Origin of the sequence: Pseudobutyrivibrio sp. MD2005 (assembly GCF_000621865.1) — a bacterium.
GTDB lineage: Bacteria > Bacillota > Clostridia > Lachnospirales > Lachnospiraceae > Pseudobutyrivibrio.
The window spans coordinates 88,507-113,575 of the sequence record NZ_JHXE01000009.1; the positions used below are offsets into that span (position 1 = coordinate 88,507).

Genomic DNA, 25,069 nt, shown 5'->3' on the forward strand with positions numbered 1-25,069 from the left:
TTTGCTAAGATAAAGCTAATTTAAAGTGATTGATTTTGAGGGGATAGTCATGACACCGAAATTCAAAAAAACTAACTTCATAGCAGTTAAGCTTCCGCTAATGATAGTGCTTGGCATGTTGATAACACTTTTTGTAGTGGCCCAAGTTACATATAAAAGATTCGAAAAAGAAATGATAGCGCAGAGTACGGAAATGGGCACTGGCGCAACAATGCTTATGGCAGAGGCATTTCCTACTGAATACATTGATGAGTTTTTGGAAAAAGGATTTGAGTCAGAAAAATATAATGAGACTATAAAGTATTATTACACCTTAAAGGCGAATTATCCTAACATCAAGTATATGTATGTGTGGGTTTGCACTTCCGATGGTGGCATAAACGTAATGGATTTGGATGATGAGTATACGGAGGAACCACTTAGAGAAAGTGAAGAAAGCGTAGGAGCTGTATATGAATATGGTGAGCCTTTCCAGGAAAGAATAGATGACTTGAAGACAGGCGCAGGTGGCACAATAGCTCTCCCTTTAATTGAAAATGGAGAAAACATTCTTACTGTTGTGACTCCTATTTTTGATGAAGAGAAAAACTATGTCTGCAGCGCATGCGTTGATATGTCAATGGATGAAATAAAGAATGGAAACATCGACTTTATTATCGGCGTTACATTGTTCTGCATTCTTTTCATGATTCCGATTTGGGGAATAATAATGTTTGTAATTTATCGAGACATTGTTGGCCCTATGAAGAAGATGGTCAAGTGTATTTTAAGCCTTAAGAGGGAATCTGAAAAGGATAGATACGAAGGCTTGAATCAATATGAGAGCTTGAACATATCTACGAAAAATGAACTTGAAATATTATATAGAGCATCTCTTGTGATTGCAAAAGAGAATCTCTTTAATATGTCTAACTACACCAAGAGTAAGGATGAAATCATAGAGATTTCTGAGATGGCATATAAGGATGCTCTCACTCGAGTTGGTTCGAAAAAAGCTTATGATACACAGGTGCAGAAGATTGAAAAGCGAATAGCGAAGGGTGAGGTTTTAGAGTTTGCTCTTGTAATGGTAGATGTAAATAATCTTAAAAAGATTAACGATTTATATGGACATGAAAAAGGTGATATTTATATCAAGGGCTGCTGCAAGCTTGTGTGTAAGACCTTTGAACACTCTCCAGTTTATAGAATTGGTGGAGATGAATTTGTGGCATTGCTTACAGGAGAAGATTACGAGCAAAGATACGAGCTTTGTGATGAATTAAACAAGGAATTTGCTGAAGCTTTTGCTGATGATAGCAAGGCAGATCATGAAAGATATTCTGCAGCTGTAGGCCTGGCTACCTACGAGCATGATAAGGATAACGACGTTAATGACGTATTTGCCAGAGCTGATAAGAGAATGTATTCATCTAAAGAACAGCATAAGGAACGATATGGAACTTATAGATAATTTGCGTTTGTATTACTTGTGAGGTATAATATCCTTAATTTAGAAGAGGAGGTTAAGGATGACAGAACAGGGATTTTTAATTTTCTTTTTTGTATTGATCTTATTAGTAGTAGTTGTAGCGGTTATTGCAGTTGTATCTGCGGTGTCGGGGGCTGCGGCAGCTATAGCAGATGAAGAGGACGAAGAGGATTCGTAATTTTCATATCAAGTAAAGGTTTAGGGCACCTTGCGGGGTGCCCTTATATTTTAGGAGATTATTTTGGATATAAAGATAATAATAGCTTGCCATAAAGCTTTTCAGGTTGCTGATGGCGAGGACTATATTCCCTTACAGGTCGGTGCGGCAGGCAAAAAGGGAATAAGAGTAAAGGATTGTCCAGGCGCCCACGTGCCTAAAACACATCAGGAGACTGGCGCTATCTTAAGGGATGACGATGGAGATAATATCTCCGAGAAAAATCCATATTACTGCGAGCTTACAGGATTGTATTATGCCTGGAAGAATATGAATGCAGATGCTATAGGTCTTGTACATTACAGAAGATATTTTTCTATGAAATCCATTGCCTACAGAAAGAAGCATGGGGCTTTCGAATCAGTGTTATCTCATGACGAAGCCGTAGCTCTTCTTACCAGAGCAGATATTGTGGTACCTAAAAAGAGACGTTATTATATCGAAAGCTTGTATAGTCATTATGCCCACACTTTAGATGGCATGCATCTTGATTTGGCAAAGGAGATAGTCGTTCAATCACATCCTGATTATATCAAGGCTCTTGAAAAGGTCTATAATAGAACCTGGGGCTATATGTTTAATATGGCGATAATGCCAAAGAAGGAATTGAACGATTATTGCACTTGGCTGTTTGATATTTTAGAGCAGCTGGAATCTAAAATCGATGTAAATAATCTGGATGCTTTTTCGGCACGTCTATTTGGAAGAGTAAGCGAAATTCTATTCAATGTCTGGGTGGAAAAAAGACATGAAGAAGGACTTTCATTTGTAGAATGTCCTGTGATAGATATGCAAAAAATCAATTGGCCTAAAAAGATAATAGGATTTTTGCAGGCCAAGTTTTTTGGAAAGAAATACAAGGCGAGTATGTAAAATAAGGGTGAATAACTTATGAAAATATCGGTGATAACTCCTTTTTATGAGGGGGCGGAGTATATGCAGGACTATGTGGCCTGCATGGATGCAAACAGAGACCTGTTACTTCAAAACGGTCATGAGCTGGAAGTCATTCTTGTTAATGATAGTCCCTGGAAAAAGCTTGAAACAGAGCCAGGGCCAAACCAGTACATTAAGGTAATTACCAATCCTGAAAATAAGGGAATACACTACAGCCGTGTGGCAGGGCTAAAGGAATCATCTGGCGATTATATTATGTTTTTGGATCAGGATGATTTACTAGAAAAGGACGCCTTAATAAAGATGGCAACGGCACTTAATATGTCAGGGTTGGATATTATTATCGCAAATGCGAAGTTACAGCAGGCTGATGGAAGTTATCTTGAATGGTACAGAACATCAGAGCACTGGAATCTTGTGTGGGACCTTGAAACTTACCTTCGAGTTGGTATTCAGATAATATCTCCTGGTCAATGCATGATAAAAAAAGATGCCATACCACAGTTCTGGCTTGATAATCTGGTCAGAGTTAATGGTGCAGATGATTACTATCTGTGGCTTTTAATGATGGCGGCCGGAAAAAAGTATTGCATCTTAAAAGCTTCAGAATACATACATAAATATACAGGAAGCAACATCTCAGCGGACACAAATGCTACAGATGCATCTGTATATGATTTTGTAGAGCTTTTGTATGATTGCGATTATTTCAAAAAAGAGGATATAATCACTCTTCACGAAATGATTACCTACAAGGCTCAGTTTAGAAAGAGTAATGTTTTGGGCAAGATAGGATGTTCTCTTGCAAATTTAAACTTGTTTTTAGCTAATCTTAAATTCAAACGAATTACAAAGACTGGCTATGGATTCAATCGATAAATGGGATTAATGGGAGAAATGTGATGAGGGATGTAGCAATATTGCTTGCCACCTATAATGGTGAGCAGTACATTAAACAACAGCTTGACAGTCTTTTTGCACAAACATACCAGAATTTTAGGATAGTTATCCACGATGATGGCTCAGAAGATAACACTGTAGCTATAATCAACGAATACAATGAACGGTATCCAGATAGAATTGAGATTATCTATGGTCATTCCAGCGGAGGAGCCAAGACCAATTTTGTTTATCTTCTTAATGAGGTTGAGGCTGATTATTACCTCTTGTGTGACCAGGATGATGTGTGGCTTCCTGACAAGATGGAACGTAGCTTGAAAAAGCTTCATGAGATGGAAGTGGACAATTCATCAAAGATGCCGCTTATCGTATTTACGGATATGTATGTTACTGATGCCAATCTTAACATAATTGATAATTCGTTTATACGATATCTTGGAAGGCTGCCTGAAAACACAGCCTATACTCAGATTCTTATTGATAATCCGGCTGCGGGTACCACTATGTGCTTTAATAGAGCACTTCGTGATTTAGCGGTGTCGTCTAAAAATGTGGCATGGGAAAATGTTCCAATGCATGATGCATGGCTGCTAGAAGTGGGAGCTATCTTTGGCAAGGTTGATTGTATTGATAAGCCTCTTGTATATTACAGGCAGACAGGGCATAATACTATGGGTGCAGTCACTGAATCTACTTCAGAAAAGGTGGTTAGAAACACAAAGGATGTGGGCTCAGGGCTTATAGCAAAAAAGAAAGCTTTTATAAATGAGGCCAGAGCTTTTGCCCGTGAGATTCTTAGGTTAAAGGATATACCTGAAGACAAGCTAAAGGTATTAAACGAGTTTGTCCACATAGGTACTAAGCCTAAGCTCATCAGAATGAAATTTTATAAGGAAAACAACTTTACTCGAGCAAATCATAATCTTTGGATGAGGCTTTGGGTTTAGAAAGGTATTTAATGGAAAAGTCAGCAGTATTTTTTGATATAGATGGTACACTCTGGGATTACAATAATTACATTCCAGACAGTTGCAGAGAGGGGATTAAAAAGCTTAGAGAAAATGGTCATTTAGCATTTATCTGCAGTGGCAGATCGAGAGCATTTATTCAGAATGAGGATTTACTTAGCCTTGGTTTTGATGGAATAGTTTGTGCCTGCGGATGTCATATCGAAATTGATGGAAAGCTATTATATGAAAAGGTCCTTGATGAGTCTTTCACGCAAAAGACTATAGAGATGGTTAGAAGCTATGGCTTTAGACCTATTTTGGAAGGCCCTAAAAATATATACATGGATGATGATGAGTTTGATAAAACAGATAGCTTTGGAAATGTTCTTCGCAGAGATGTAGGCAAGGATCTTGTTACAATCGGCGGAGATTATTATGGCAAATGGCGCATTAACAAAATGTCTTGTTCTACAGATGTTGCAGCAGATAAAAGGATAGAATGCTTTGATAGACTTTCAAAACATTTTTCTATCATTGCTCATAATGAGAATGTTTGTGAGTTGGTACCTGCTGGTCACAATAAGGCTACAGGAATGTTAAAAGCTTGCGAGCTTGTTGGAATCAATCCTGATAATACTTATGCATTTGGAGACAGCGAAAACGATCTTGACATGCTTGAAGCTGCCCATGTTGGTATTGCTATGGGCAATGGTACAGACAATGCAAAAGCTGCAGCGGATTATGTTACAGCAGCCTTTGATGATGATGGAATTTACAAAGGATTAAAACATTTCGGATTAATATAATAAAAAGCCTGGAGTTTTGCTAATCAAAACTTCAGGCTTATTTTTTAGAAGTACAGCACCATTTTAGTTATTCCGATAGTGGAAATTGATGTGGATGGTGTGGTACTTGACGGCACCACATGCTGAGTGTGAGATTCTCCAGAGATTCTTACATAGCAGTTGTTTAAATCCTCATCTGTAGTCTGAATTAGAGGGATAGTCACAATACCATTTTTAGAATCGAATGTACTTGGTTTGTTCAATCCACCTTGTCCAATAATCTTTCCATTGCTTAGAACTTCTATATTTAACTCCCTTAAATTTTCTGATGCATAATAATAGAATTGTACTTTTTGAGTTCCTGCTGGAATTTGATTTTGAATAGTGAAATTGATTCGAGAAGTGGACTGAGTGTAGATGGTGGTAGATTTGGAACCGCCCGGCCACACAACACTGCTACTCTTATCATAATCTGTAGGGCTGGTGCCATTTACATTATTTGTAGATATATTGATTGTTTTTGTCACGCCAGCAGCACCAGCGGTTGAGTTAACAACTCTTGTATAAGTCTTTCCGTCGATACCTTTTGCTGTATAAGTGATATATTTTCCATCAGCACTTTTCTTAGATGTGGTTTGCGCCACGTATTGCTGTTTCTCGGATACCTTTTTATCACAAGTATACATAATGCTAACTTTTGAATAATCCTTTGCCCAAACAACATCAGAATTATTCTTTACAATCCACTTATGTCCATTGATGTCACAATCATTTATCTTATCTGCCACAGTTACAATATGCATAGGGCCAGTGCCGCCATACTCATCGCCTCTGGTACCGTGGATTTGGCTACAGTTAGTTACTTTAATCCATCCATTTCGCAATTCCGATTCAGATAGATTGCTTATATCAAATTCATAGGATTTATATCTATATCCGGTGTATGTAAAGTTGGATTTTTCAGGATCCTTGTACCAGGTGGCTGGATTCTCATTTCCTGCATACATGGCTGGATAGCCTTCGCCAAAATCTGTTTGGTATTTGTTGCCCTCGGACACATCCTCAGAACTAACTCCAGTGTAATCAAGATACTTTCGATTAACGATTGTTACGTTGTTGCTAGATGCTTCCCACTTTGTGGTATTGTCGTAATCCTTTTCGGTATTATTGTTATTTGTTCCGTCAGTATACCAGAATGTGATAGTGACTGACTGTGGTGAATTGGAATTGGCCAATACCTTAGACAGGTCGATAACTGCAGTGGAGTGTAGGTTAATCCATTCCTGACCGCCATCCATATCTTCAAGCTCACCGCTGGCCACATTACCGTTTGCGGCATCAATGGCTTTTAAAATGGAGTTGGAATTGTTGGCAAGCTGGGTATGCTTGATTTTATGACGATACTGCCAAGAGGATGGAGTATCTCCGTTTGCACCGTAGACAGACAAAAGCTTAGTGTTGCTTTTTATAAAACCATCGGCCACAGAGTTTCTGTGAAGCTGTACAGCAATTATGTCGTTGGCGGTAGCAAGTCTTTTACAATTGTCTTTACTGTGGCAGCTGGCAGTGTGAGAATAGCAATTTGCGCTAGCACAAAGACCACCACACCAGCCATCAGAAAAAGTGAAAAGACTTACAATATCATCTACATTATTTAAGTTTGCAATATTAATTGAATTGTGCTTATTGAGCCACGCGCCTGCACCTTTACCGGATGCGACAACATAGTTGAAGAATTCTTTGTTCTTTGAATTGTTGTTTACGCCAGCGGAGCTTCTTGCGATGAGGTTGTATATAGGCTGATATTTTCCTGCTAAGGATGTACCAGCAGGCACCCAACTTGTCCCGTTAAAAGCATTTGCTCTTGAATTGATATATTCATTTAATAGGACATTTGTGTAGCCCTCAAGCCAAGTTACCTGAGTAGGAGAAAGATAAGTTTCGCTACCGTCACCCTCATAGAATGCTGCCAACGTACACAACATCCAATAATCAAATGATTTACCATTGTATGATGCCGATTTTAACGCACCGTCATTTAGGTACTTTCCATCTTTAGTTAATCTGACCATTGATTGGGCAAAGCCCTTAAATGAAGCAGGATTTGCCAGCTTGTTATAGATAATCTTTCTATATGTGTCTAAAAGCGATGCTTGAGAATACTGACCTGTTTTTGATGAAACGGCAGTATATCCCTTTAAGCCTAAGATTTCGCCAAGCATTTCAGGATTGGCCTCTAGGGAATTGCCTAGGAATATATCGAAATCGCCAGTGTTAGTTGAGAAGTTGATATTCTGCCATGAAACACTGGCACCCTTTGTTGAAATGTAATTTGTGTCAGCTCCTGCATAGTATTCGCTGGCCCAGGAACTGTACATTCCTTTGTTGTTATACGAATTAAAATTATTCTCTTCAAATAGAATTCGTTCCCACATTCCTTTAATCAAATCGCTTTTGCAGCTGGAATAAATTGAAATGTAATAAGGGTAAAATGATCTTGAAGGAATAAAGGATTCGTCCTCTAAAGTGAAGGCAGAGTCTGCAGCATTTGCAGTAATTGTAGTTTGCAAAATATAAGAAATTACAATGGCTGAAATGAGGAATACTGAGGCAAATATTCTCAATCTGTTTTTAATCGATTTCATTAGAGGTCCTTTCTATTGATTCTTCTGTATACGAGGAAGTTTCGCTGTCGAATTCTGAGCTGGATTCTGGAATGCTTGAAGAATCATCTGGCTTGGAATCTTCAGATGTATTATCTTCTTCATTTTTAGCATCTTCGCTAGCTTCTTTTGATTCTTTAGATTCACCGGTTTCATCAGTTTTATCAGATTCATCAGAAGTATCCTGTGAATCTGCTGACTCGAGGTTCTCATCTGTTGCATCTGCTTTTTCTTCAAGTGAATCTAATGCTTCTGGCTCTTTTAATTCTTTTTCTAACTCCGGATTTTCCAAATCTTCTTCATCAGAATCGGATTCAGTGTATTCGCAGGTAACATCAGTTATGGAACCATCCTTTTGAACATAGTAGGAAATGAATATGTCTGAAGGGCATTTTTCCGGTAGCTCTAATTCATCAAGAATGGATAGAACTCTATCATGAGTTTCTTCTTCAGAAATATTGTTAAGAAGTTCTTTGGTGGAAGTGTCGGAATCTGATTCAAGTAAACAGCCGTACTCCATTTGGGTATAGCCGCTTAAGGTACTGTTTTCTAATTCCATTTCCCAGTATACATATTCTTCAATAGCCACCTCAGTAGCATTATCGTAATCAATCGTCTCTACGATTTCTGCATCAGTCTGTTCATCAGCTTCCTCGGCTCTAGCAGCGGTGGCTGGTATCATTGAAACGATAAAAGATGATGTTAGTATAAGTGGTAAAATCTTTTTGAAATTCATGTTTGTCTCCTTTTGAAAAAATTAGAATGGATAGAATGAGTTGCTAATCCAATAGCCATAAACTCCGTTTTTGTAGCCAAAATCAAACTCAGCATTTTCACCTGATTTATTTACAGTTGGAGCAGTAGTAGCTTTTGACTTATTCTCAAGAGCCTTAACACGCTGCTCGTAATCATCAAAATGTGAAGCGGTGTTATCCTGAAGTGAAGTAATTTCTGAAAGCAATTTCTCACGCTCGTTAGCATTGTTTGTTTCGTTGGAATTGATAATCTCGGTGAGTTGGTCATAGAGATTCGATAATCCCTGAGATGATGCATCTGCGTTATCGTTGATTACCTTAAGCATTTCTTCACGCTGAGCATCTGTAAGAGATTTATTTTTATTTATGATATCTGTCAGATTGCTGTTAACTGTTTCTAAGTCGGCTGAGCTTTTTAAAGCTAATTCATCAAGGCCTTTTGCAAGTGCATCTATGTTGGCTGTGATAGATGTTTTCTCCCATTTCGAGCCGTCAAAAGCACCTGATGTAGAATCTGTGGCACGATACAATTCGCCGTCTTTGATTACATAATCTCCAGCCTGATATGAAGCTGACTCATCATACTCTTTTGCACCGACTGTATTTATGAACGTCTGATAGTTGAAATCGATAAGCCCTGTCAAAGTAAGTGGCTCCCAATGCTTTGCGTTGCTATCAGGCTCATCTCCAGTAGAGGCTTCAATACATTTATAAATAATGTTTTTGTAGATAACATATTCTCCAGGATTGTATGTCTTTCCTGGCTGCCAATCTGAAGCGCCAGTCACTGATAAAAATGTATTGTAATTATTATTAATTACAGTGGTAATGGAAACTTCCTGCCAATTTGTTGTATCTACATTTGGGGTTGTAGCTGAATTATTGCCGGTGAGATTCTTGTAGAATGTATTATTGTAAAGAACAAAATCATTGATTTGATATTGCTTATCTGCTGACCACTCTGTGACACCACCATATATTTTAGTGATGAAAGAATTATAATTATTATTTATATCTGCCTGTGTATCGCTAATCATTTCGTTTACTTTGTTGAAATGATCAAGCTCTGTGTTAACCAAATCTGAGTGAAGCTTCTTTAATGAATCAAGCTCTTCCTTTGTGTAATTATTATTAGCATCAATTTCACTCTGGAGCATTTGAGTTATTACATCTAAAGTAAGTGCGTTTTGCTTTACGTATTCAGCAAAAGATGAGTTGATATCCTGGATAGATTTGTTTGTTGCAGTTTTATATTCATCCAGATTCATTCCATCAACATACTCAGCAATAACCTCTAACAGTTCGGCTTTTTGATCATCTGTAAATGCTGAAGAGGAATCAAGATATTCAGCAATATGATTTAGAATCTTTCTTTTGGCAGCCTCATGAGATATGTCGCCATCTGTATATTCATCAACAGCATCCAAATATGAATCTGTGATATATTCTTCGATTTCATTTAAAGTGAGCTCGGAAGCAGAAACTGAATTCAAGCTTCTTATGTTTTTTATTCCTAGAATCATAAAATGTCCTAGTATAAGCAAAAGCACTAAAGCAAGCGTAGAAATAAATACCGCAACTCCATTTAACGTGCCGTCAGGATACCTATAGGTTTGGATAATTTCTTGTAAAAGGGTAGACTCCTCCCTTGGATTAGTTCTTTTCTTCTTCATATAAAAGTTCTCCTTATTCAAAATACTGTTTAATTAAATTGTTGATTGTTTGGTAATTCAGAGGTGATGCTTTTGATTCGAATGAAGCAATAAGATTATCTCCAAGAATAATTCCGTTGCTGGAATATACTTTTATTTTATTAGAAAAATCATCACAGTAGTCACTGTTATCCATCATTCCAAAATGCTCCCAGTAATAAATTTTATTAGTTAAGGGATGCATGATTGTGAAATCTGGCGCATAGTCTTTGCCGTTAAGCTGCAGTATATTCTCATAGCGAAAGGGAATATGATTATCTGTTAAAGCAATAGCAATCATTGATTCTGATTTAGACCTAACTAATAGGCCGTTAATAGTGGGATGTGTTAATTTTTCTGGATGGCTATTGTTCCTGGGATAAGGGGAATTCATCCAAATGGATGCCTCTGAATTGCTTAATGAAAAATGATTTGATAATAGTTCTAGATAGGCTTGATCATTTAGTAAGTCATTTAATCGGTCTTGATATACTTGTATTCTGTTATTGTTGTTTTCAAGATTCTTTAAAGTACCATTGAGAACCTTCAGCTTTAAATATAAGTATTTCTTTAGGGCTAGCTGTTGCGCCAGCTTAAAATCTTTTTTCTTTAAATAATGTCGTTGATTATTTACGTAATGAAACCACTTACTTGTATTTCCTTGATGCCCAATCGAGATATATCCTTCTGGTAGTGAACGATACATCTTATTAAGTTTTTTAATTTGTTTTTTTAAAATTACACACTTGTCTTCATTTAATATGTTTTCTACTCACTCCCTTCAGTGCAATATTTACACTTTTAATAATAAAAATGGAATCTTAGGCGATTAGCCTGAAAGAATTAAAAAATGATACGAGCGATAATATAACATAGGATTTGGAAAATTACAAGTAGAAATTTAATTTATTTTTAAATGTGTTTTATAACGGTTTGCTCGGCGGTAGGAACTCTATTACCTTGGGCTTGATTTTGAAGTATCACTTTTGACCTTATTTTTAAAGTGATACTGGAAAATGAGTCTATATGCAAGAGAAATCATTTTTTGAGTATCACTATTGAGGGATTTTAGAAAAGTGATACTTGAAACAGAAGAGAATTGCCATCATAGAGGCACTAATGAGTATCACTTTTAAAATAGGATAAAAAGTGATACTCGAAAATTGAAATAGTATGCTGATTTATTGAAAATGCAGTATCACTTTTGAATATGCGTTAAAAGTGATACTACGAATAACCAACCAGCTCTTTACCATTCACAGTTTATTTTGGAGGGGCGCCCTCACCCCAGCTGTGGCCTCCAGTATACACATGGCGTGATTTTGCGAATATTGTTGCTTTTCTTATGGGCCAAATTTATGCATTGCACATGTGTCTTGTTGCGGAATGAACCATTTTGAAAAATGTTTTTTATGTGGCGGACACTGAAGTTTTTTATGTACTTCTCAGGCTGAGGGGACTTGGTTTCATATTCCGCTTGCTAAGTAACATGACAAAGCAGGTTTTGCATATATAATCACCGTGGCACATTCAACATCGTGTTTTAAGTGACCACTTGCGCTGCCGTCCATGGCAGCGCATGCTTATATATTGCAAAACCTGCTTTTATGTTACTAAGCTCACTCCAAAATCAACCAAGTTCCCCTCAGTCTGAGAAGTACAAATTACACTATGCCGTGTGTCCGCCAACCAAAAACCTTTTTCAAAATTGTACAGGCCTGCAAAAGACACATGTAAATAAAGATGCATAAATGGCCCATTAGAAAAACGCAATATTCTTGCAATGCGCCATGTGTATACTGGAGGCCACAGCTGGGGTGAGGGCGTCATAAATGTATGGCAACTGTGAATGGTAACGCCAGCTCTTTAATGAGTGGCACCTTGACAATAGAAAAATATTTTTCTATTATAAGAAGAGTTTAAATGCGATGATGAAGAGGAGTAATCAGTGTCGTCCTGTAGAGAGGGTCGCTCACCGGCTGAAAGGTGACCTAGGAGCTGAGCTGACGAAGGTAGCTTCGGAGCAGGTGGTGAATAAAGCATCTCGGCGCCGGTCGTCCAGATGGATAAGCCATCCGAGTCGTTCCCGTAAGGAATAAGATGAGATATAAATGCAGGTGGTAACGCGACCGTATCGTATATGGCGCCCTGTGTACAGCAATTTGCCGTACACAGGGCTTTTTTTGTTCGTGGAAGCCTACGCCAGTTACAGCTACAAGCCTTAGAGTTTCTCCGCTCAGCGTAGAATGCTTCGCGTGAGAAACCTAAGAGCTTGATGCTTACTGGCTCGGTTATTTCAAAGCTTATAAATAGCTTGTAGTTAAACAATCTCTGAGTGTTGCATAAGCGGAGTTTTCTATGCGAAGCGGTGCAATTTCTCAGGATTGTGAACGTAACAAGCGAGCCACAACGTGCAGTTTAGAAAGGAAACGAGGATGAAAGAATTAGCAAAGACTTATGATCCTAAGGGTCTTGAAGACAGACTCTATAAAAAGTGGGAGGAGAATGGCTATTTCCACGCTGAGGTGGACCGCAGCAAGAAGCCATTTACTATTGTGATGCCACCACCAAATATCACTGGTCAGCTTCACATGGGCCACGCACTTGATAACACAATGCAGGATATTCTTATCAGATATAAGAGAATGCAGGGCTACTCAGCTCTTTGGCAGCCAGGTACAGACCATGCAGCTATTGCTACAGAGGTAAAGGTTATCGAGCACCTTAAGAAGCAGGGCATCGAAAAGGATGACCTTGGTCGTGAAGGCTTCCTTGAAAAGTGCTGGGAGTGGAAGGATGAATACGGCACACGTATCATCAACCAGCTTAAGAAAATGGGTTCTTCAGCTGACTGGGAACGCGAGAGATTCACAATGGATGAAGGCTGCTCTAAGGCTGTTGAGGAAGTATTCGTAAAGCTTTTCAATGAGGGTTATATCTACAAGGGTAACCGTATCATCAACTGGTGCCCAGTTTGTCAGACATCTATCTCTGATGCAGAGGTTGAGCATGAGGAGCAGGCAGGACATTTCTGGCACATGAAGTACGAAATTGTTGGCGAGCCAGGTCGCTTCGTTACTTTCGCAACTACTCGTCCAGAGACAATGCTTGGTGATACAGCTGTTGCTGTAAATCCTAAGGATGAGAGATACCAGGACATCATCGGAAAGACTGTAATGCTTCCATTTGTAAATCGTGAGATTCCAGTTGTTGCTGATGAATATGTAGATATGGAATTTGGTACTGGTGTTGTTAAGATTACACCAGCTCATGACCCTAACGATTTCGAGGTAGGTAAGAGACATAACCTTCCTGTAATCAATGTTCTTAATGACGACGCTACTATTAATTCAAACGGTGGCGAGTTTGAGGGCATGGATAGATATGAGGCTCGTGAAATCATCGTTAAGAAGATGGATGAGATGGGACTTCTCGTTAAGATTGAGGAGCACACTCACAACGTTGGTACACATGATAGATGTAAGACTACTGTAGAGCCTATGGTTAAGCCACAGTGGTTCGTTGCTATGGAAGAGCTTGCGAAGCCAGCTATCGAGGCTATCAAGACAGGTGAGCTTCAGTTCGTTCCTAAGAACTACGATAAGACATATTTACACTGGCTTGAGAACATCCGTGATTGGTGTATTTCACGTCAGCTTTGGTGGGGACACAGAATTCCTGCATACTACTGCGAGAAGTGTGGTGAGACAGTTGTTGCTCGTTCAGCAGATGCTCCAACAGTTTGCCCTAAGTGCGGTCACACACACATGAAGCAGGATGAGGATACACTTGATACATGGTTCTCATCAGCACTTTGGCCATTCTCAACACTTGGTTGGCCAGAGAACACAGAGGAGCTTGATTACTTCTATCCAACAGACGTACTTGTTACTGGATACGATATCATCTTCTTCTGGGTAATCAGAATGGTATTCTCAGGATATGCTCACACAGGAAAGTCACCATTCCACACAGTACTTATCCACGGTCTCGTTCGTGATTCTCAGGGCCGCAAGATGTCTAAGTCACTTGGAAATGGTATCGATCCACTTGAGATTATTGATAACTATGGTGCAGATGCACTTCGTCTTACACTTATCACAGGTAATGCACCTGGTAACGATATGCGTTTCTACAATGAGCGTGTTGAGAATAGCCGTAACTTTGCAAACAAGGTTTGGAATGCATCACGTTTCATCATGATGAACCTTGCAGATAATGAGGTTACAGAGCCAGCAGAGGCAGACCTTGCAACAGAGGATAAGTGGATTATTTCTGCAGTTAACACTTTAGCTAAAGATGTTACTGAAAATATGAATAAATATGAGCTTGGTATTGCAGTTCAGAAGGTATATGATTTTATTTGGGATCAGTTCTGCGACTGGTATATCGAGATTGTAAAGCCAAGAATGTACTCAGAAGAGTATACAGCTAGCAAGAATGCAGCACTTTGGACAGCTAAGTTTGCACTTACAAATGCCCTTAAGATGCTTCATCCATTCATGCCATTCATCACAGAAGAAATCTTCTGCACACTTCAGAGCGAAGAGGAGACAATCATGCTTTCAGCTTGGCCTGAGTATGATGAGGCAAAGAACTATAAAGTGGAGGAAGCAAAGGTAGAGCGTGCCAAAGATGTAGTTCGTGGCATGAGACAGCTTCGTACAGATATGGATGTTCCACCTTCAAAGAAGGCAGCTATCCACATCGTTGCAGAGGATGCAGATGTAAGAGCAACATTCGAAGAGATTACACCAATCTTTAAGACTCTTGCTGGTGCAACAGATGTAATCGTACAGGCTGACAAGCTTGGTATCGGAGATGACGCAGTTTCAGCTGTTATCCCTGATGCAACACTCTTTGTTCCACTTGAAGATCTCGTAGATTTCGAGAAGGAAAAAGAGCGACTCACAAAAGAAAAAGAAAAGCTAGAGAAGGAGCTTGCTCGTTCACGTGGCATGCTCTCAAACGAGAAGTTCATGAGCAAGGCACCAGAGGCAAAGGTTGCCGAAGAGCGTGAAAAGCTCGCAAAATATGAGGCTATGATGGCACAGGTTGAGGCTCGTTTAGCTTCAATGAAATAATTAATAAAGATAGCCCTCATCAGTCACCTGCGGTGACAGCTTCCCCCAGAGGGGGAAGCCTAGAGTTTGCCTTCCCCCTCTGGGGGAAGGTGCCCCGAAGGGGCGGATGAGGGTACAGGAGGATACGTAATATGGATATTAAGAATATTTTAAGCAAATGCGATCACACTTTACTTGGGGTTGACGCAACATGGAATGACATTAAGGGAATCGTAGATGATGGTATGAAGTATGAGACTGCTTCAGTTTGTATTCCAGCAAGCTTTGTAAAGCAGGCTGCAGAGTATGTTAAGGAGCAGGGCGGACATCTTCCAATCTGTACAGTAATTGGTTTCCCAAATGGTTATGCTACAACAGCTTCTAAGTGCTTTATGGCAAGCGATGCTGTAGATAACGGCGCAGAGGAAGTAGATATGGTTATCAATGTAGGTTGGGTTAAGGAAGGACGTTACGATGATGTTCTTGCTGAAATTAATGCAATCAAGGCTGCTTGCAAGGGCAAGCTTCTTAAGGTAATTATTGAGTGTTGCCTTCTTACAGATGAAGAGAAGATTAAGATGTGCGAAGTAGTTTCAAAGTCAGATGCTGATTACATCAAGACATCTACAGGCTTCTCTACAGGCGGAGCTACATTTGATGATATCAAGCTTATGGCAGACCATATGACAAACGGAAAGCTTATCAAGGCTGCAGGCGGAATCGCTTCACTTGATGATGCTCAGAAGTTTATCGACCTTGGTGCTAGCCGTCTTGGTACTAGCCGTGTTGTAAAGGCTGTAAAGGGACTTCCAAACGACGGAAAGTACTAGAATTTTGCTATATTTACTGAAACCGATGTAACTATTGTGAAAATTTAATGAAAAATTAAATAAAAAACTAAAATTTCATGACAAATTAAACGTAAGAAACTATAATTAGATTAGATTTCTATATGCCTTATGAAATAGAAATCTAAAGATTATTGTTTGTTTACGGGGGACTTATGGCTCAGCCAATTAGCGCATTAGCACCAAAAGTACAAGTCTCATCTGACGGATTAGAAGCAACTTTGACTTTTAAGATTCCGGATGGGAAGAATGATGTACCCAAGTTTACTGCTGCTCAGTTGCTTGGGTTCTTAAATAGCGCCAATGTTACTTTTGGTATTGATCAAGATGCGCTAGCTAGGCTTGCGAATAACCCTGTTTATGGTAGAGCGATAAAGGTTGCCGAAGGCACTGCTCAGGTGCAGGGCACCCCTGGATATTTTGAATATCACTTTGATACTAATTTCAATAGAAAACCAACTATTCGTCCTGATGGAACTGCTGACTACATGAGTATCAAGACAATTGAGACAGTTCAGGAGGGTGATGTGATTGCTACATATCACCCAGCTATACAGGGCAGTAGAGGTATGTCGGTCAGAGGCCAGATTCTTGAACCTAAGCCAGTTAGAGATTTACCACCTCTAATTGGCCGAGGTTTTGATAGATCTAGTGATAATCTCACTTACACTGCCAAGGTTACAGGTAAAATTGAAGTTAATCAGGGAAAGATTAATATCTCGCCTGTTCATGAGGTTCAGGGAGATGTTGGTATTGAGACAGGTAACATCAAGTTTAATGGTGATGTTATTGTTCATGGCGGCGTTCATGACGGTGCTGTTATTGATGCTGCCGGAAATGTAATCATACATGGATTGATTGAGGATTGCGATATTCGAACTGGTAAGGATTTGTTCCTGCTTTCTGGAGTAAAGGGCAATGAAAAGACAATCATCGAGTGCAGAGGTTCTATCACTGCGCAATTTGTGGAGTATGCAATCATAACATGCTCTGGTAACATAACAGCAGATTACTTGTTTAAGAGTAAAATATCTTGCGATGGTAAGCTTGAACTTAATGGAAATAATGCGTCTATTATAGGCGGATTTGTTTCTGCGGTTCAGGGAATCGAAGTAAATGATATTGGAAATTCCTTTGGAACAATTACTACAGTTGCAGTCGGAGTAGATATTGAAAGAGCAGCTCAGTATGAGATTCTTGCAAAGAAGATAGCTGCGATTAATTCTAATGTTGAAAAGATTAAAAAAGGTATCGAAGAGTTTGATAAACTTGGTGAAGAGCGCGGTATTAATTACAAGGAAGATCCAAGACGTATGCAGCTTCTTAGAGTCAGAATAAGAGATGAAGCTGTTGTTTTAGAGGAGACAAAAAAGCTGAACAGAATGAAAGAAGTGATTCTTTCAGGAAAAGATGCTACTATAAAAGTGTACAGACGTATGCACGCTGGATGTAATATATCTGTCGACGATCATCATGTTGCAATTACTGAAAGTCATGATAATGTTGAGATAGAAAAGAGCGAAGAAGGAATACGTTTGGTTAAAATCAACAAGGGTTGAAGGGTGAACGATGATAGATTTTGAAGAAGAATTAAAGAAATACGAGCCTGCAATTGAGGTAGAACAGGCAGAAGCGGATATAAAAGCTAGAGATTTAACAGATTTGACAGACTTATTGTTTAATATGACTGCTCAAAACAATGGTACGAATAAGTAATTTATCTATGTAAAAAAGTGGAGAATAAATACATGCAATGCTTTATGTGTGGCGCCGATGTTGGAAATAGCAAGGTATGCTATAACTGCGGTGCTGATATTTTGTTATACAAACAAATAATATACACTTCTTATGTGTTCTATAATCAGGGCTTGGAAAAAGCTAAGGTCAAGGATTTATCAGGTGCTATCGAATCACTTAAATCCTCACTTCAATACTACAAATATAATACGAGAGCAAGAAACTTGCTTGGTTTATGCTATTACCAGGTAGGTGAGATGGTTCGCGCATTAAATGAGTGGGTTTTGTCTAAAAATCTGCAGCCGGAAGACAACCCTGATGCTGATAGATATTTGGCTGAGATTGAAAATGCCCCAGGCCTTCTTTCTAAGACAAATTCTACTATAAAGAAATATAATCAGGCCATTGATTATTGCAAGTCTGGAAGTAAGGACTTAGCAATGATTCAATTGAAAAAGGTCATTACGCAGAACCCTAATTTTGTTAGGGCTCATCAGCTCCTTGCTCTTTTATATATCCAGGAGGGCAAATACGCTGATGCGAGAAAGATACTTTCGCAAGCTTCTAAAATCGATGGTAACAACACAACTACCATTAGATATATCCATGAAGTAAAAGCTCGATTAAAAGAGCAGAACACAGGTCGAAGAAGACATAAGAATGATACGGTGTCTTTTGCTGATGGCAATGATACAGTTATCATGTCTGAAAAGTCATTTAGAAGCATGTTGGATAATTCCCGTGCAAGCTTTGTAAACATATTGCTTGGTTTAGTTATCGGTCTGCTTATTTGTTTCTTCCTTGTTGTTCCAACTGTTAGAGACAGCGTAAAGGATGGCAATACCAACACAATTCTGTCTCTTAATGAATCTCTTGCAGAGGCTAATTCTGAAAAGGATTCGCTACAGTCTGAAGTTGATGGTTTGAAAAAAGAGCTTAGCGCATTTGATGATAAGCAGGATGTTGCCACCTCATACGATAATCTGTTTGCAGCTCAGAATTCTTACAACGCAGGGGATAGCGCAGCGGCAAGTGAATACATACAGCTCGTAACAAAGGATGTCTTAGGAGAGCAGGGACAGCAGGCTTATGATAGCTTGTATGAATTAATCTCACCAACAATCCTTCAGGGATATTATGATGATGGTAATAATTTCTACGCAGAAGAAAATTATGAAAGTGCTATCGTCAATTACAAAACAGTTGTTGATTCAGATGAATCTTATGATGATGGTGCGGCACTCTTCCTGTTAGGGGATTGCTACAGATTGACAGATCAGACAGATTTGGCATTAGAATGCTTTAATAAAGTTGTTGAATTGTATCCAAGCAATAAATGGGGACGTCAGGCTAAGGTCTACATAGCAGCAGACGATACTCAGCTTGATGCAAAAGAAATAGGTGAATAAAATGACAAATTTTGAATTAGTAAAAATGGCTCTTGAGGCTCGTGAAATGGCATACACACCATATTCACACCATAAGGTTGGAGCAGCGCTTTTATGTAAAGATGGCACTGTTATCAAGGGCTGTAACATAGAAAATGCAGGTTACACTCCTACTAACTGCGCAGAACGTACTGCTGTTTTTAAAGCTGTTAGTGAAGGAATTACAGATTTTGAGGCAATAGCAATTGTTGGAGGTATGGATAATCTTAAAGATTTACCACTTTGCGCACCATGTGGTGTATGTAGACAGGTTTTAAATGAATTTTGTGAACCTGAAACATTCAAGATAATTCTTGCAGATGTGAAGAATGTAGATAATTTATCCAATATTTCAGAAGCAGATGTGCAAATTGTTGAGAGAACTTTAGAAGAAATCTTACCACTTGGATTTGGACCTAAAAATATGAACATAAAATAGTCCTAAGAAGTATCATTTTTCTTGAAAAAATGATGAAATAAACTATAATTAAAGTTAGGTGTTTCTATACAATAAGAGAAACGAATTTATAGGAGGATATAAGTAATGAAGAAGAAGTTATTGAGCGTACTTCTTGTAGCTACAATGGTGGCTACTATGTTCGTTGGATGTGGTTCATCTAATGAAGGTTCAAATGAGTCAGGTTCAACAAATGAGGGTTCTGGTGATGCAGCAGGCGAGTACAAAATCGCTATGATTACAGACTCTGGTGATATCACAGATATGTCATTCAACCAGACAACTTACGAAGCTTCAAAGGCTTTTGCTGAAGCTAACAATGTTGACTTCCAGTACTACAAGCCAACAGAGAATTCTGATGAGGCTCGTACAGCATCATTCCAGAATGCAGTTGCAGATGGTTACAATGTAATCGTTGTTCCAGGATACTTATTCGCAGGAATGATTGCACAGGTTGCAAATGCTAATCCAGATGTTAAGATTATCGCTCTTGACTGTGGTGAGGGTGATTTTACAGAAGCTGGTATGACAGAGCTTCCAGAAAATGTTTGCTCATTCACATATCAGGAAGAGTTAGCTGGTTACATGGCAGGTTATGCTGCTGTTAAGGAAGGCTACACAAAGCTTGGTTTCCTTGGCGGTATGGCTGTTCCAGCTGTTATCCGTTACGGTTACGGTTTCGTTCAGGGATGTAACGATGCAGCAGTAGAGCTTGGAAATGCTTCTGATGTTCAGGTTAACTACGTATATGGTGGTCAGTTCTACGGTGATGACGCTATCACAGCTCAGATGGATACATGGTATTCAAATGGTACAGAAGTAGTATTCGCTTGCGGCGGTGGTATCTACACTTCAGCTGGTGAGGCTGCTAAGAAGGTTGACGGTAAGGTTATCGGTGTTGACGTAGATCAGGCAGGTACAATCGATGGTCTTTACGGCGATGGCGTTTGCGTAACATCTGCTATGAAGGGTCTTTCAGCTACTGTTGATGCAACACTTACAGATTTATTTGCAGGTAATTGGTCAAACTACGCAGGTAAGATCGAGAACCTTGGTATCGTATCAGGTACAGATCCTGCACTTAACTATGTACAGCTTCCAACAGAAACATGGTCAATGACAAACTTCACAGTTGATGATTACAACACACTTGTATCTCAGCTTTATGATGGAACAATCACAGTTGATAACTCTATCGACGCAATGCCTAAGACAGAAATTACTGTTAAGGAATTTGATAATATCCACTAGTTTTTAAATTGATTATTCTAAGAAAGGGAAGGTTTTATTCCTTCCCTTTTTTTGGAATTAAGCAAGATTATAACAATCATAATAAGTGTTGTTGTGATTGTTATGATTTTGCTGTTCTGAATGGACACAATATCAAAAAAGATAGTCTAGGATTTCACTAAGGCAATCAATTTAGAAAGGGTTAATGCGATGGAAGATTATGTAATTGAGATGTTGCATATCACAAAGGAGTTTCCAGGTATTATTGCAAATGATGACATTACTTTGCAATTAAAAAGGGGAGAAATACATGCGCTCCTTGGAGAAAATGGTGCGGGTAAATCCACACTGATGAGTGTATTGTTTGGTCTTTACACTCCTGAGAAGGGAGTTATCAAGAAAGATGGTAAAGAAGTAAAGATCAACAACCCAAATGATGCTACAGATTTGGGAATTGGAATGGTTCATCAGCATTTCATGTTAGTTGATATTTTCACCGTTTTAGATAATATCATTCTTGGTTCTGAGCCAAGTAAGATGGGATTCTTAACAAAGGCAGAAGCTAGAAAAAAGGTTATGGATCTCTCAAACAAATACAATCTTAAGGTTGATCCAGATGCTCTTATCGAAGATATCACTGTTGGTATGCAGCAGCGTGTAGAGATTCTTAAGATGCTTTACAGAGACAACGATATCCTCATCTTTGATGAGCCAACTGCGGTACTTACACCTCAGGAAATCGACGAGCTCATGAAAATCATGAAGGATTTAGCTGCTGAAGGCAAATCTATTTTGTTCATCACTCATAAGCTCAATGAGATTATGGAAGTTGCAGATAGATGTTCTATCCTTAGAAAAGGAAAGTACATTGGTACTGTTGATGTTGCAAACACCACTAAGGAAGAGCTTTCTTCAATGATGGTTGGACGTAATGTTAAGTTTGCAGTAGATAAGGATGAAGCTAAGCCTGGTAAAGAAGTACTTAAGGTTGAAAATGTGTCTGTAAAGAGTAAGATTCATGCTAACGATTCAGTACACAACGTATCATTTAACGTACGCGCTGGCGAAATTGTATGTATCGCTGGTATCGATGGAAATGGTCAGACAGAATTTGTAGGAGCTCTTACAGGTTTAGATGACATTTCAAGTGGTAAGATTACACTTTGTGGTGAGGATATCACTAAGAAATCTATCCGTTATAAAAATACACATGGAATGAGCCACATTCCAGAAGATAGACATAAGCATGGTTTGGTTCTCGATTATACAGTTGAAGAAAACATGATTCTTCAAAGATATTTTGAGCCAGCATTCCAGAGCGGCGGAATAATTAAAAAGAAAGAAATGCGTAAGTATTCTGATCGTCTTACAGAAGCATTCGATGTTCGTTCAGGTCAGGGTGCTCAGTCAATAGTTCGTTCTATGTCAGGCGGTAACCAGCAAAAAGCAATCGTTGCCAGAGAGATGGATAGAGAGCACGAGTTACTTATCGCAGTTCAGCCTACTAGAGGCTTGGATGTAGGTGCTATCGAATACATCCACAAAGAAATTGTTAAAGAGAGAGACAATGGTAAGGCCATCCTCTTAGTTTCACTTGAACTTGACGAGGTAATGAATCTTTCCGACAGAATTCTTGTTATGTACGAAGGAGAAATCGTTGGAGAGGTTGATCCAAAGAAGACAACACTTCAGGAATTAGGATTGTACATGTCAGGTGCAAAACGTGATAATAAGGAGGAAGCATAAGATGATTAAGAAGACTAGCTTTTTCAAAAGACCGGGAGTGCAGACATTGCTTGCATCAATCCTGTGCGCTATCCTCGGTATTATTTTAGGATACATCATTTTGTTGTTCATGAACTCAGAGCATGCAGCAGAAGGTATGTGGGCTATCCTTAAAAACTTCTTTAAGTTTAGCAATAACCCTAACACATTGATGTATTATTTAGGTTCTACCTTAGTAAAGGCTGTTCCTGTTATTCTTTGTGCAGAAGCAATTCTTTTTGCTTACAAAGCAGGTTTGTTTAATATTGGTGCAGCAGGTCAGTACACAGTTGGTATTATTGCTTGCTTGTACACATCACTTGCACTTGGTTGGAACTGGTTCCTTTGCCTTCTTGCAGCAATTGTTGCAGGTGCAGTTTGGGGACTTTTAGCAGGATTCTTCAAAGCGTTCTTTAACGTAAATGAAGTTATTGCAGGTATCATGCTTAACTGGATTGGCTTATACATTTGTAACATCGTCATCGGTGGCGAAAAATGTATGAATCAGACTAAATCAGAGACATTTGATTTATTCGCAACAAATCCATCAGCATTACTTCCTGGATTTATGAAGGAAGTGTTCGGTAACAACCAGTACACAACAATTGCTATTCCAATCACTATTGTTGTAGCAATTATCATTCTTGTTGTTTTAAACAAGACCACATTTGGTTATGAGCTTAAGGCTACAGGACATAATAAGGATGCTGCAAAATATGCAGGTATGAATGCAAAGAGAAATATTATCCTTACACTTGTTATTTCTGGTGCTATTTCAGGTATGGCAGCTGGTTTATACTATCTTACAAGTATTGAGCATTACCAGATTTCATCATCTGTTCCAGGCATGGGATTCACAGGTATTGCGGTTGCATTCCTTGGTGGTCTTCATCCACTTGGCACAATTTTTGCAGGATTATTTGTTGAGTACATTACACTTGGTGGTCAGTACCTCAACACAAACTATTACAACCCACAGGTTGCTGATCTTATGATTGCAATTATCATCTACTTATGTGGATTTGTATTATTCTTTAAGACATTAATTAACAGACCTGGCAAGGTTAAAGTAAATGCAAATGCTGAGCCAGAGAAAACTGAAAAGAAGGAGGTGTAGCTCATGGCTGGATTGTTACTTCTTATCCAATATACACTGATTTTTTCAGCTGTGCTCATCTTAGTAGCTTTGGGCGGTATGTTTTCAGAGCGAAGCGGTATTATCAATTTAGGACTTGAAGGAATAATGGTATTTGGTGCCATGGCTGGTGCGATGGTAATGGTATTGTTGCCAGCAGGTACACCTAAGATTACTATTATTGTTCTTACATTAGTTGCAGCAGCTATTTCAGGAATGATTTCATCATTGCTTATTGCTGTCGCTTGTATCAATTTCAAGGCAGATCAGACACTTGTTGGTACAGCTGTTAACATGCTTGCTACAGCAGCAGCTACAGTTATTGTAAAGGGCTTTAACACAGCTCGTTCAAACGGTTCTGATTTCTCTGCAAAGCTTGATTACATCGCAGGACATGATGCATTTATGTTCAGCATTGGCGGTCTTCAGCTTAGTTGGTTTATTGTAGTTGCAGTAGTTCTTCTTGTAGCGGCTATAGTATTTTTCTACAAGACAAAGCTTGCACTTAGAATCAGAGCTTGCGGTGAGCATCCACAGGCTGCAGATTCAGTTGGTATCAACGTATATGCGATGCGTTATATCGGTGTTTTGATGTCAGGATTCCTTGGTGGTCTTGGCGGTATCATTTATATCGCTGCAGCAAACTCAACATGGCATTTCGATTATGGTGTTGCAGGTGCAGGTTTCCTTGCTCTTGCAGTTATGATTTTTGGTCAGTGGAAGCCAGAAAGAATTGCATGGTCAGCAGTTTTATTTGCATTGTTTAGATCACTTTCAAATGTTTACATGGGAATCGGATTCTTACATGCACTTCCTATTTCAGGAACTGTATATAACATGTTCCCATACATCGTTTCACTTATCGTTCTTGCATTTACATCTAAGAACTCAAGAGCACCTAAAGCAGAAGGTATTCCTTACGATAAGGGCGCTAGATAAAATAATGCGCCGCAGGCAAACGAGAAGGCACATATTAAAAGATTGCCTGCGGCAATGGATGTGCCGTGGCAAACAAAAAGAACTAGCATATTTTGCTAGTTCTTTTTATTTGCGTATTTCACAAAAAATTAACTATTAAT

General features: G+C 38.9%; 20 protein-coding genes. 16 read left to right on the forward strand and 4 right to left on the reverse strand.

Going from position 1 to position 25,069, the window contains the following annotated elements; translation table 11 throughout:
* Nucleotides 1–49 precede the first annotated feature (49 nt).
* The 6 genes from T498_RS16090 (at nucleotide 50) to T498_RS0103270 (ending at nucleotide 5,241) form a co-directional block, all read left to right on the forward strand.
* Nucleotides 50–1,453 (forward strand): GGDEF domain-containing protein, encoded by a 1,404-nt coding sequence (locus T498_RS16090; RefSeq protein WP_051524564.1) that lies wholly within the window; start codon nucleotides 50–52, stop codon nucleotides 1,451–1,453.
* Nucleotides 1,454–1,511: 58 nt separating this feature from the next.
* Nucleotides 1,512–1,649: a hypothetical protein gene (locus T498_RS16855; RefSeq protein WP_197019903.1), complete on the forward strand. Its 138-nt coding sequence runs from the start codon at nucleotides 1,512–1,514 to the stop codon at nucleotides 1,647–1,649.
* A gap of 63 nt (nucleotides 1,650–1,712) precedes the next feature.
* Nucleotides 1,713–2,561 (forward strand): DUF4422 domain-containing protein, encoded by an 849-nt coding sequence (locus T498_RS0103255; RefSeq protein WP_197019904.1) that lies wholly within the window; start codon nucleotides 1,713–1,715, stop codon nucleotides 2,559–2,561.
* A gap of 18 nt (nucleotides 2,562–2,579) precedes the next feature.
* The gene (locus T498_RS0103260) at nucleotides 2,580–3,464 is read left to right on the forward strand and encodes a glycosyltransferase family 2 protein (RefSeq protein WP_081779668.1); all 885 of its coding nucleotides are present in this window, start codon (nucleotides 2,580–2,582) and stop codon (nucleotides 3,462–3,464) included.
* A 23-nt stretch (nucleotides 3,465–3,487) separates the two neighbouring features.
* The gene (locus T498_RS14705) at nucleotides 3,488–4,432 is read left to right on the forward strand and encodes a glycosyltransferase family 2 protein (protein WP_051524565.1); all 945 of its coding nucleotides are present in this window, start codon (nucleotides 3,488–3,490) and stop codon (nucleotides 4,430–4,432) included.
* Between the two features lie 11 nt (nucleotides 4,433–4,443).
* Nucleotides 4,444–5,241, forward strand: coding sequence for a Cof-type HAD-IIB family hydrolase (locus T498_RS0103270; protein WP_028234683.1), 798 nt, complete (start codon nucleotides 4,444–4,446; stop codon nucleotides 5,239–5,241).
* Between the two features lie 44 nt (nucleotides 5,242–5,285).
* On the opposite strand, the gene T498_RS0103275 is transcribed toward T498_RS0103270, so the two are convergent.
* The 4 genes from T498_RS0103275 to T498_RS16095 are packed head-to-tail and all read right to left on the reverse strand — an operon-like array spanning nucleotide 5,286 to nucleotide 11,035.
* Nucleotides 5,286–7,865, reverse strand: a complete 2,580-nt coding sequence (locus T498_RS0103275; RefSeq protein WP_028234684.1) for a hypothetical protein — start codon at nucleotides 7,863–7,865, stop codon at nucleotides 5,286–5,288.
* On the reverse strand, nucleotides 7,852–8,619 hold the full coding sequence (locus T498_RS0103280; protein WP_028234685.1) for a hypothetical protein: 768 nt from the start codon (nucleotides 8,617–8,619) through the stop codon (nucleotides 7,852–7,854). Before T498_RS0103280 ends, T498_RS0103275 begins: the two co-directional genes overlap by 14 nt.
* 21 nt (nucleotides 8,620–8,640) lie before the next feature.
* The gene (locus T498_RS0103285) at nucleotides 8,641–10,311 is read right to left on the reverse strand and encodes a carbohydrate-binding protein (RefSeq protein ID WP_028234686.1); all 1,671 of its coding nucleotides are present in this window, start codon (nucleotides 10,309–10,311) and stop codon (nucleotides 8,641–8,643) included.
* A gap of 13 nt (nucleotides 10,312–10,324) precedes the next feature.
* Nucleotides 10,325–11,035: a hypothetical protein gene (locus tag T498_RS16095; protein ID WP_051524566.1), complete on the reverse strand. Its 711-nt coding sequence runs from the start codon at nucleotides 11,033–11,035 to the stop codon at nucleotides 10,325–10,327.
* Nucleotides 11,036–12,764: 1,729 nt separating this feature from the next.
* On the opposite strand from T498_RS16095, the gene T498_RS0103295 reads away from it, so the two are divergent.
* The 10 genes from T498_RS0103295 (at nucleotide 12,765) to T498_RS0103340 (ending at nucleotide 24,929) form a co-directional block, all read left to right on the forward strand.
* Nucleotides 12,765–15,413 carry a valine--tRNA ligase gene (locus tag T498_RS0103295; RefSeq protein ID WP_028234687.1) on the forward strand — a complete coding sequence of 883 codons (2,649 nt, stop codon included), beginning with the start codon at nucleotides 12,765–12,767 and terminating at the stop codon, nucleotides 15,411–15,413.
* 131 nt (nucleotides 15,414–15,544) lie between these two features.
* Nucleotides 15,545–16,222 carry a deoxyribose-phosphate aldolase gene (gene deoC / locus T498_RS0103300; RefSeq protein ID WP_028234688.1) on the forward strand — a complete coding sequence of 226 codons (678 nt, stop codon included), beginning with the start codon at nucleotides 15,545–15,547 and terminating at the stop codon, nucleotides 16,220–16,222.
* Nucleotides 16,223–16,395: 173 nt separating this feature from the next.
* Nucleotides 16,396–17,799 (forward strand): DUF342 domain-containing protein, encoded by a 1,404-nt coding sequence (locus T498_RS0103305; RefSeq protein WP_051524567.1) that lies wholly within the window; start codon nucleotides 16,396–16,398, stop codon nucleotides 17,797–17,799.
* 10 nt (nucleotides 17,800–17,809) lie between these two features.
* Nucleotides 17,810–17,956, forward strand: coding sequence for a hypothetical protein (locus T498_RS16860; protein WP_197019905.1), 147 nt, complete (start codon nucleotides 17,810–17,812; stop codon nucleotides 17,954–17,956).
* A gap of 32 nt (nucleotides 17,957–17,988) precedes the next feature.
* On the forward strand, nucleotides 17,989–19,386 hold the full coding sequence (locus T498_RS0103315) for a tetratricopeptide repeat protein (protein WP_028234690.1): 1,398 nt from the start codon (nucleotides 17,989–17,991) through the stop codon (nucleotides 19,384–19,386).
* Nucleotide 19,387: 1 nt separating this feature from the next.
* On the forward strand, nucleotides 19,388–19,843 hold the full coding sequence (locus T498_RS0103320) for a cytidine deaminase (protein ID WP_028234691.1): 456 nt from the start codon (nucleotides 19,388–19,390) through the stop codon (nucleotides 19,841–19,843).
* 105 nt (nucleotides 19,844–19,948) lie between these two features.
* The gene (locus T498_RS0103325; protein WP_028234692.1) at nucleotides 19,949–21,112 is read left to right on the forward strand and encodes a BMP family lipoprotein; all 1,164 of its coding nucleotides are present in this window, start codon (nucleotides 19,949–19,951) and stop codon (nucleotides 21,110–21,112) included.
* A gap of 189 nt (nucleotides 21,113–21,301) precedes the next feature.
* Entirely contained in the window at nucleotides 21,302–22,837 is a 1,536-nt protein-coding gene (locus T498_RS0103330) for an ABC transporter ATP-binding protein (protein ID WP_028234693.1), read from the forward strand.
* A 1-nt stretch (nucleotide 22,838) separates the two neighbouring features.
* Entirely contained in the window at nucleotides 22,839–23,972 is a 1,134-nt protein-coding gene (locus tag T498_RS0103335; RefSeq protein ID WP_036977725.1) for an ABC transporter permease, read from the forward strand.
* 3 nt (nucleotides 23,973–23,975) lie between these two features.
* On the forward strand, nucleotides 23,976–24,929 hold the full coding sequence (locus T498_RS0103340) for an ABC transporter permease (protein WP_330372192.1): 954 nt from the start codon (nucleotides 23,976–23,978) through the stop codon (nucleotides 24,927–24,929).
* Nucleotides 24,930–25,069 lie beyond the last annotated feature (140 nt).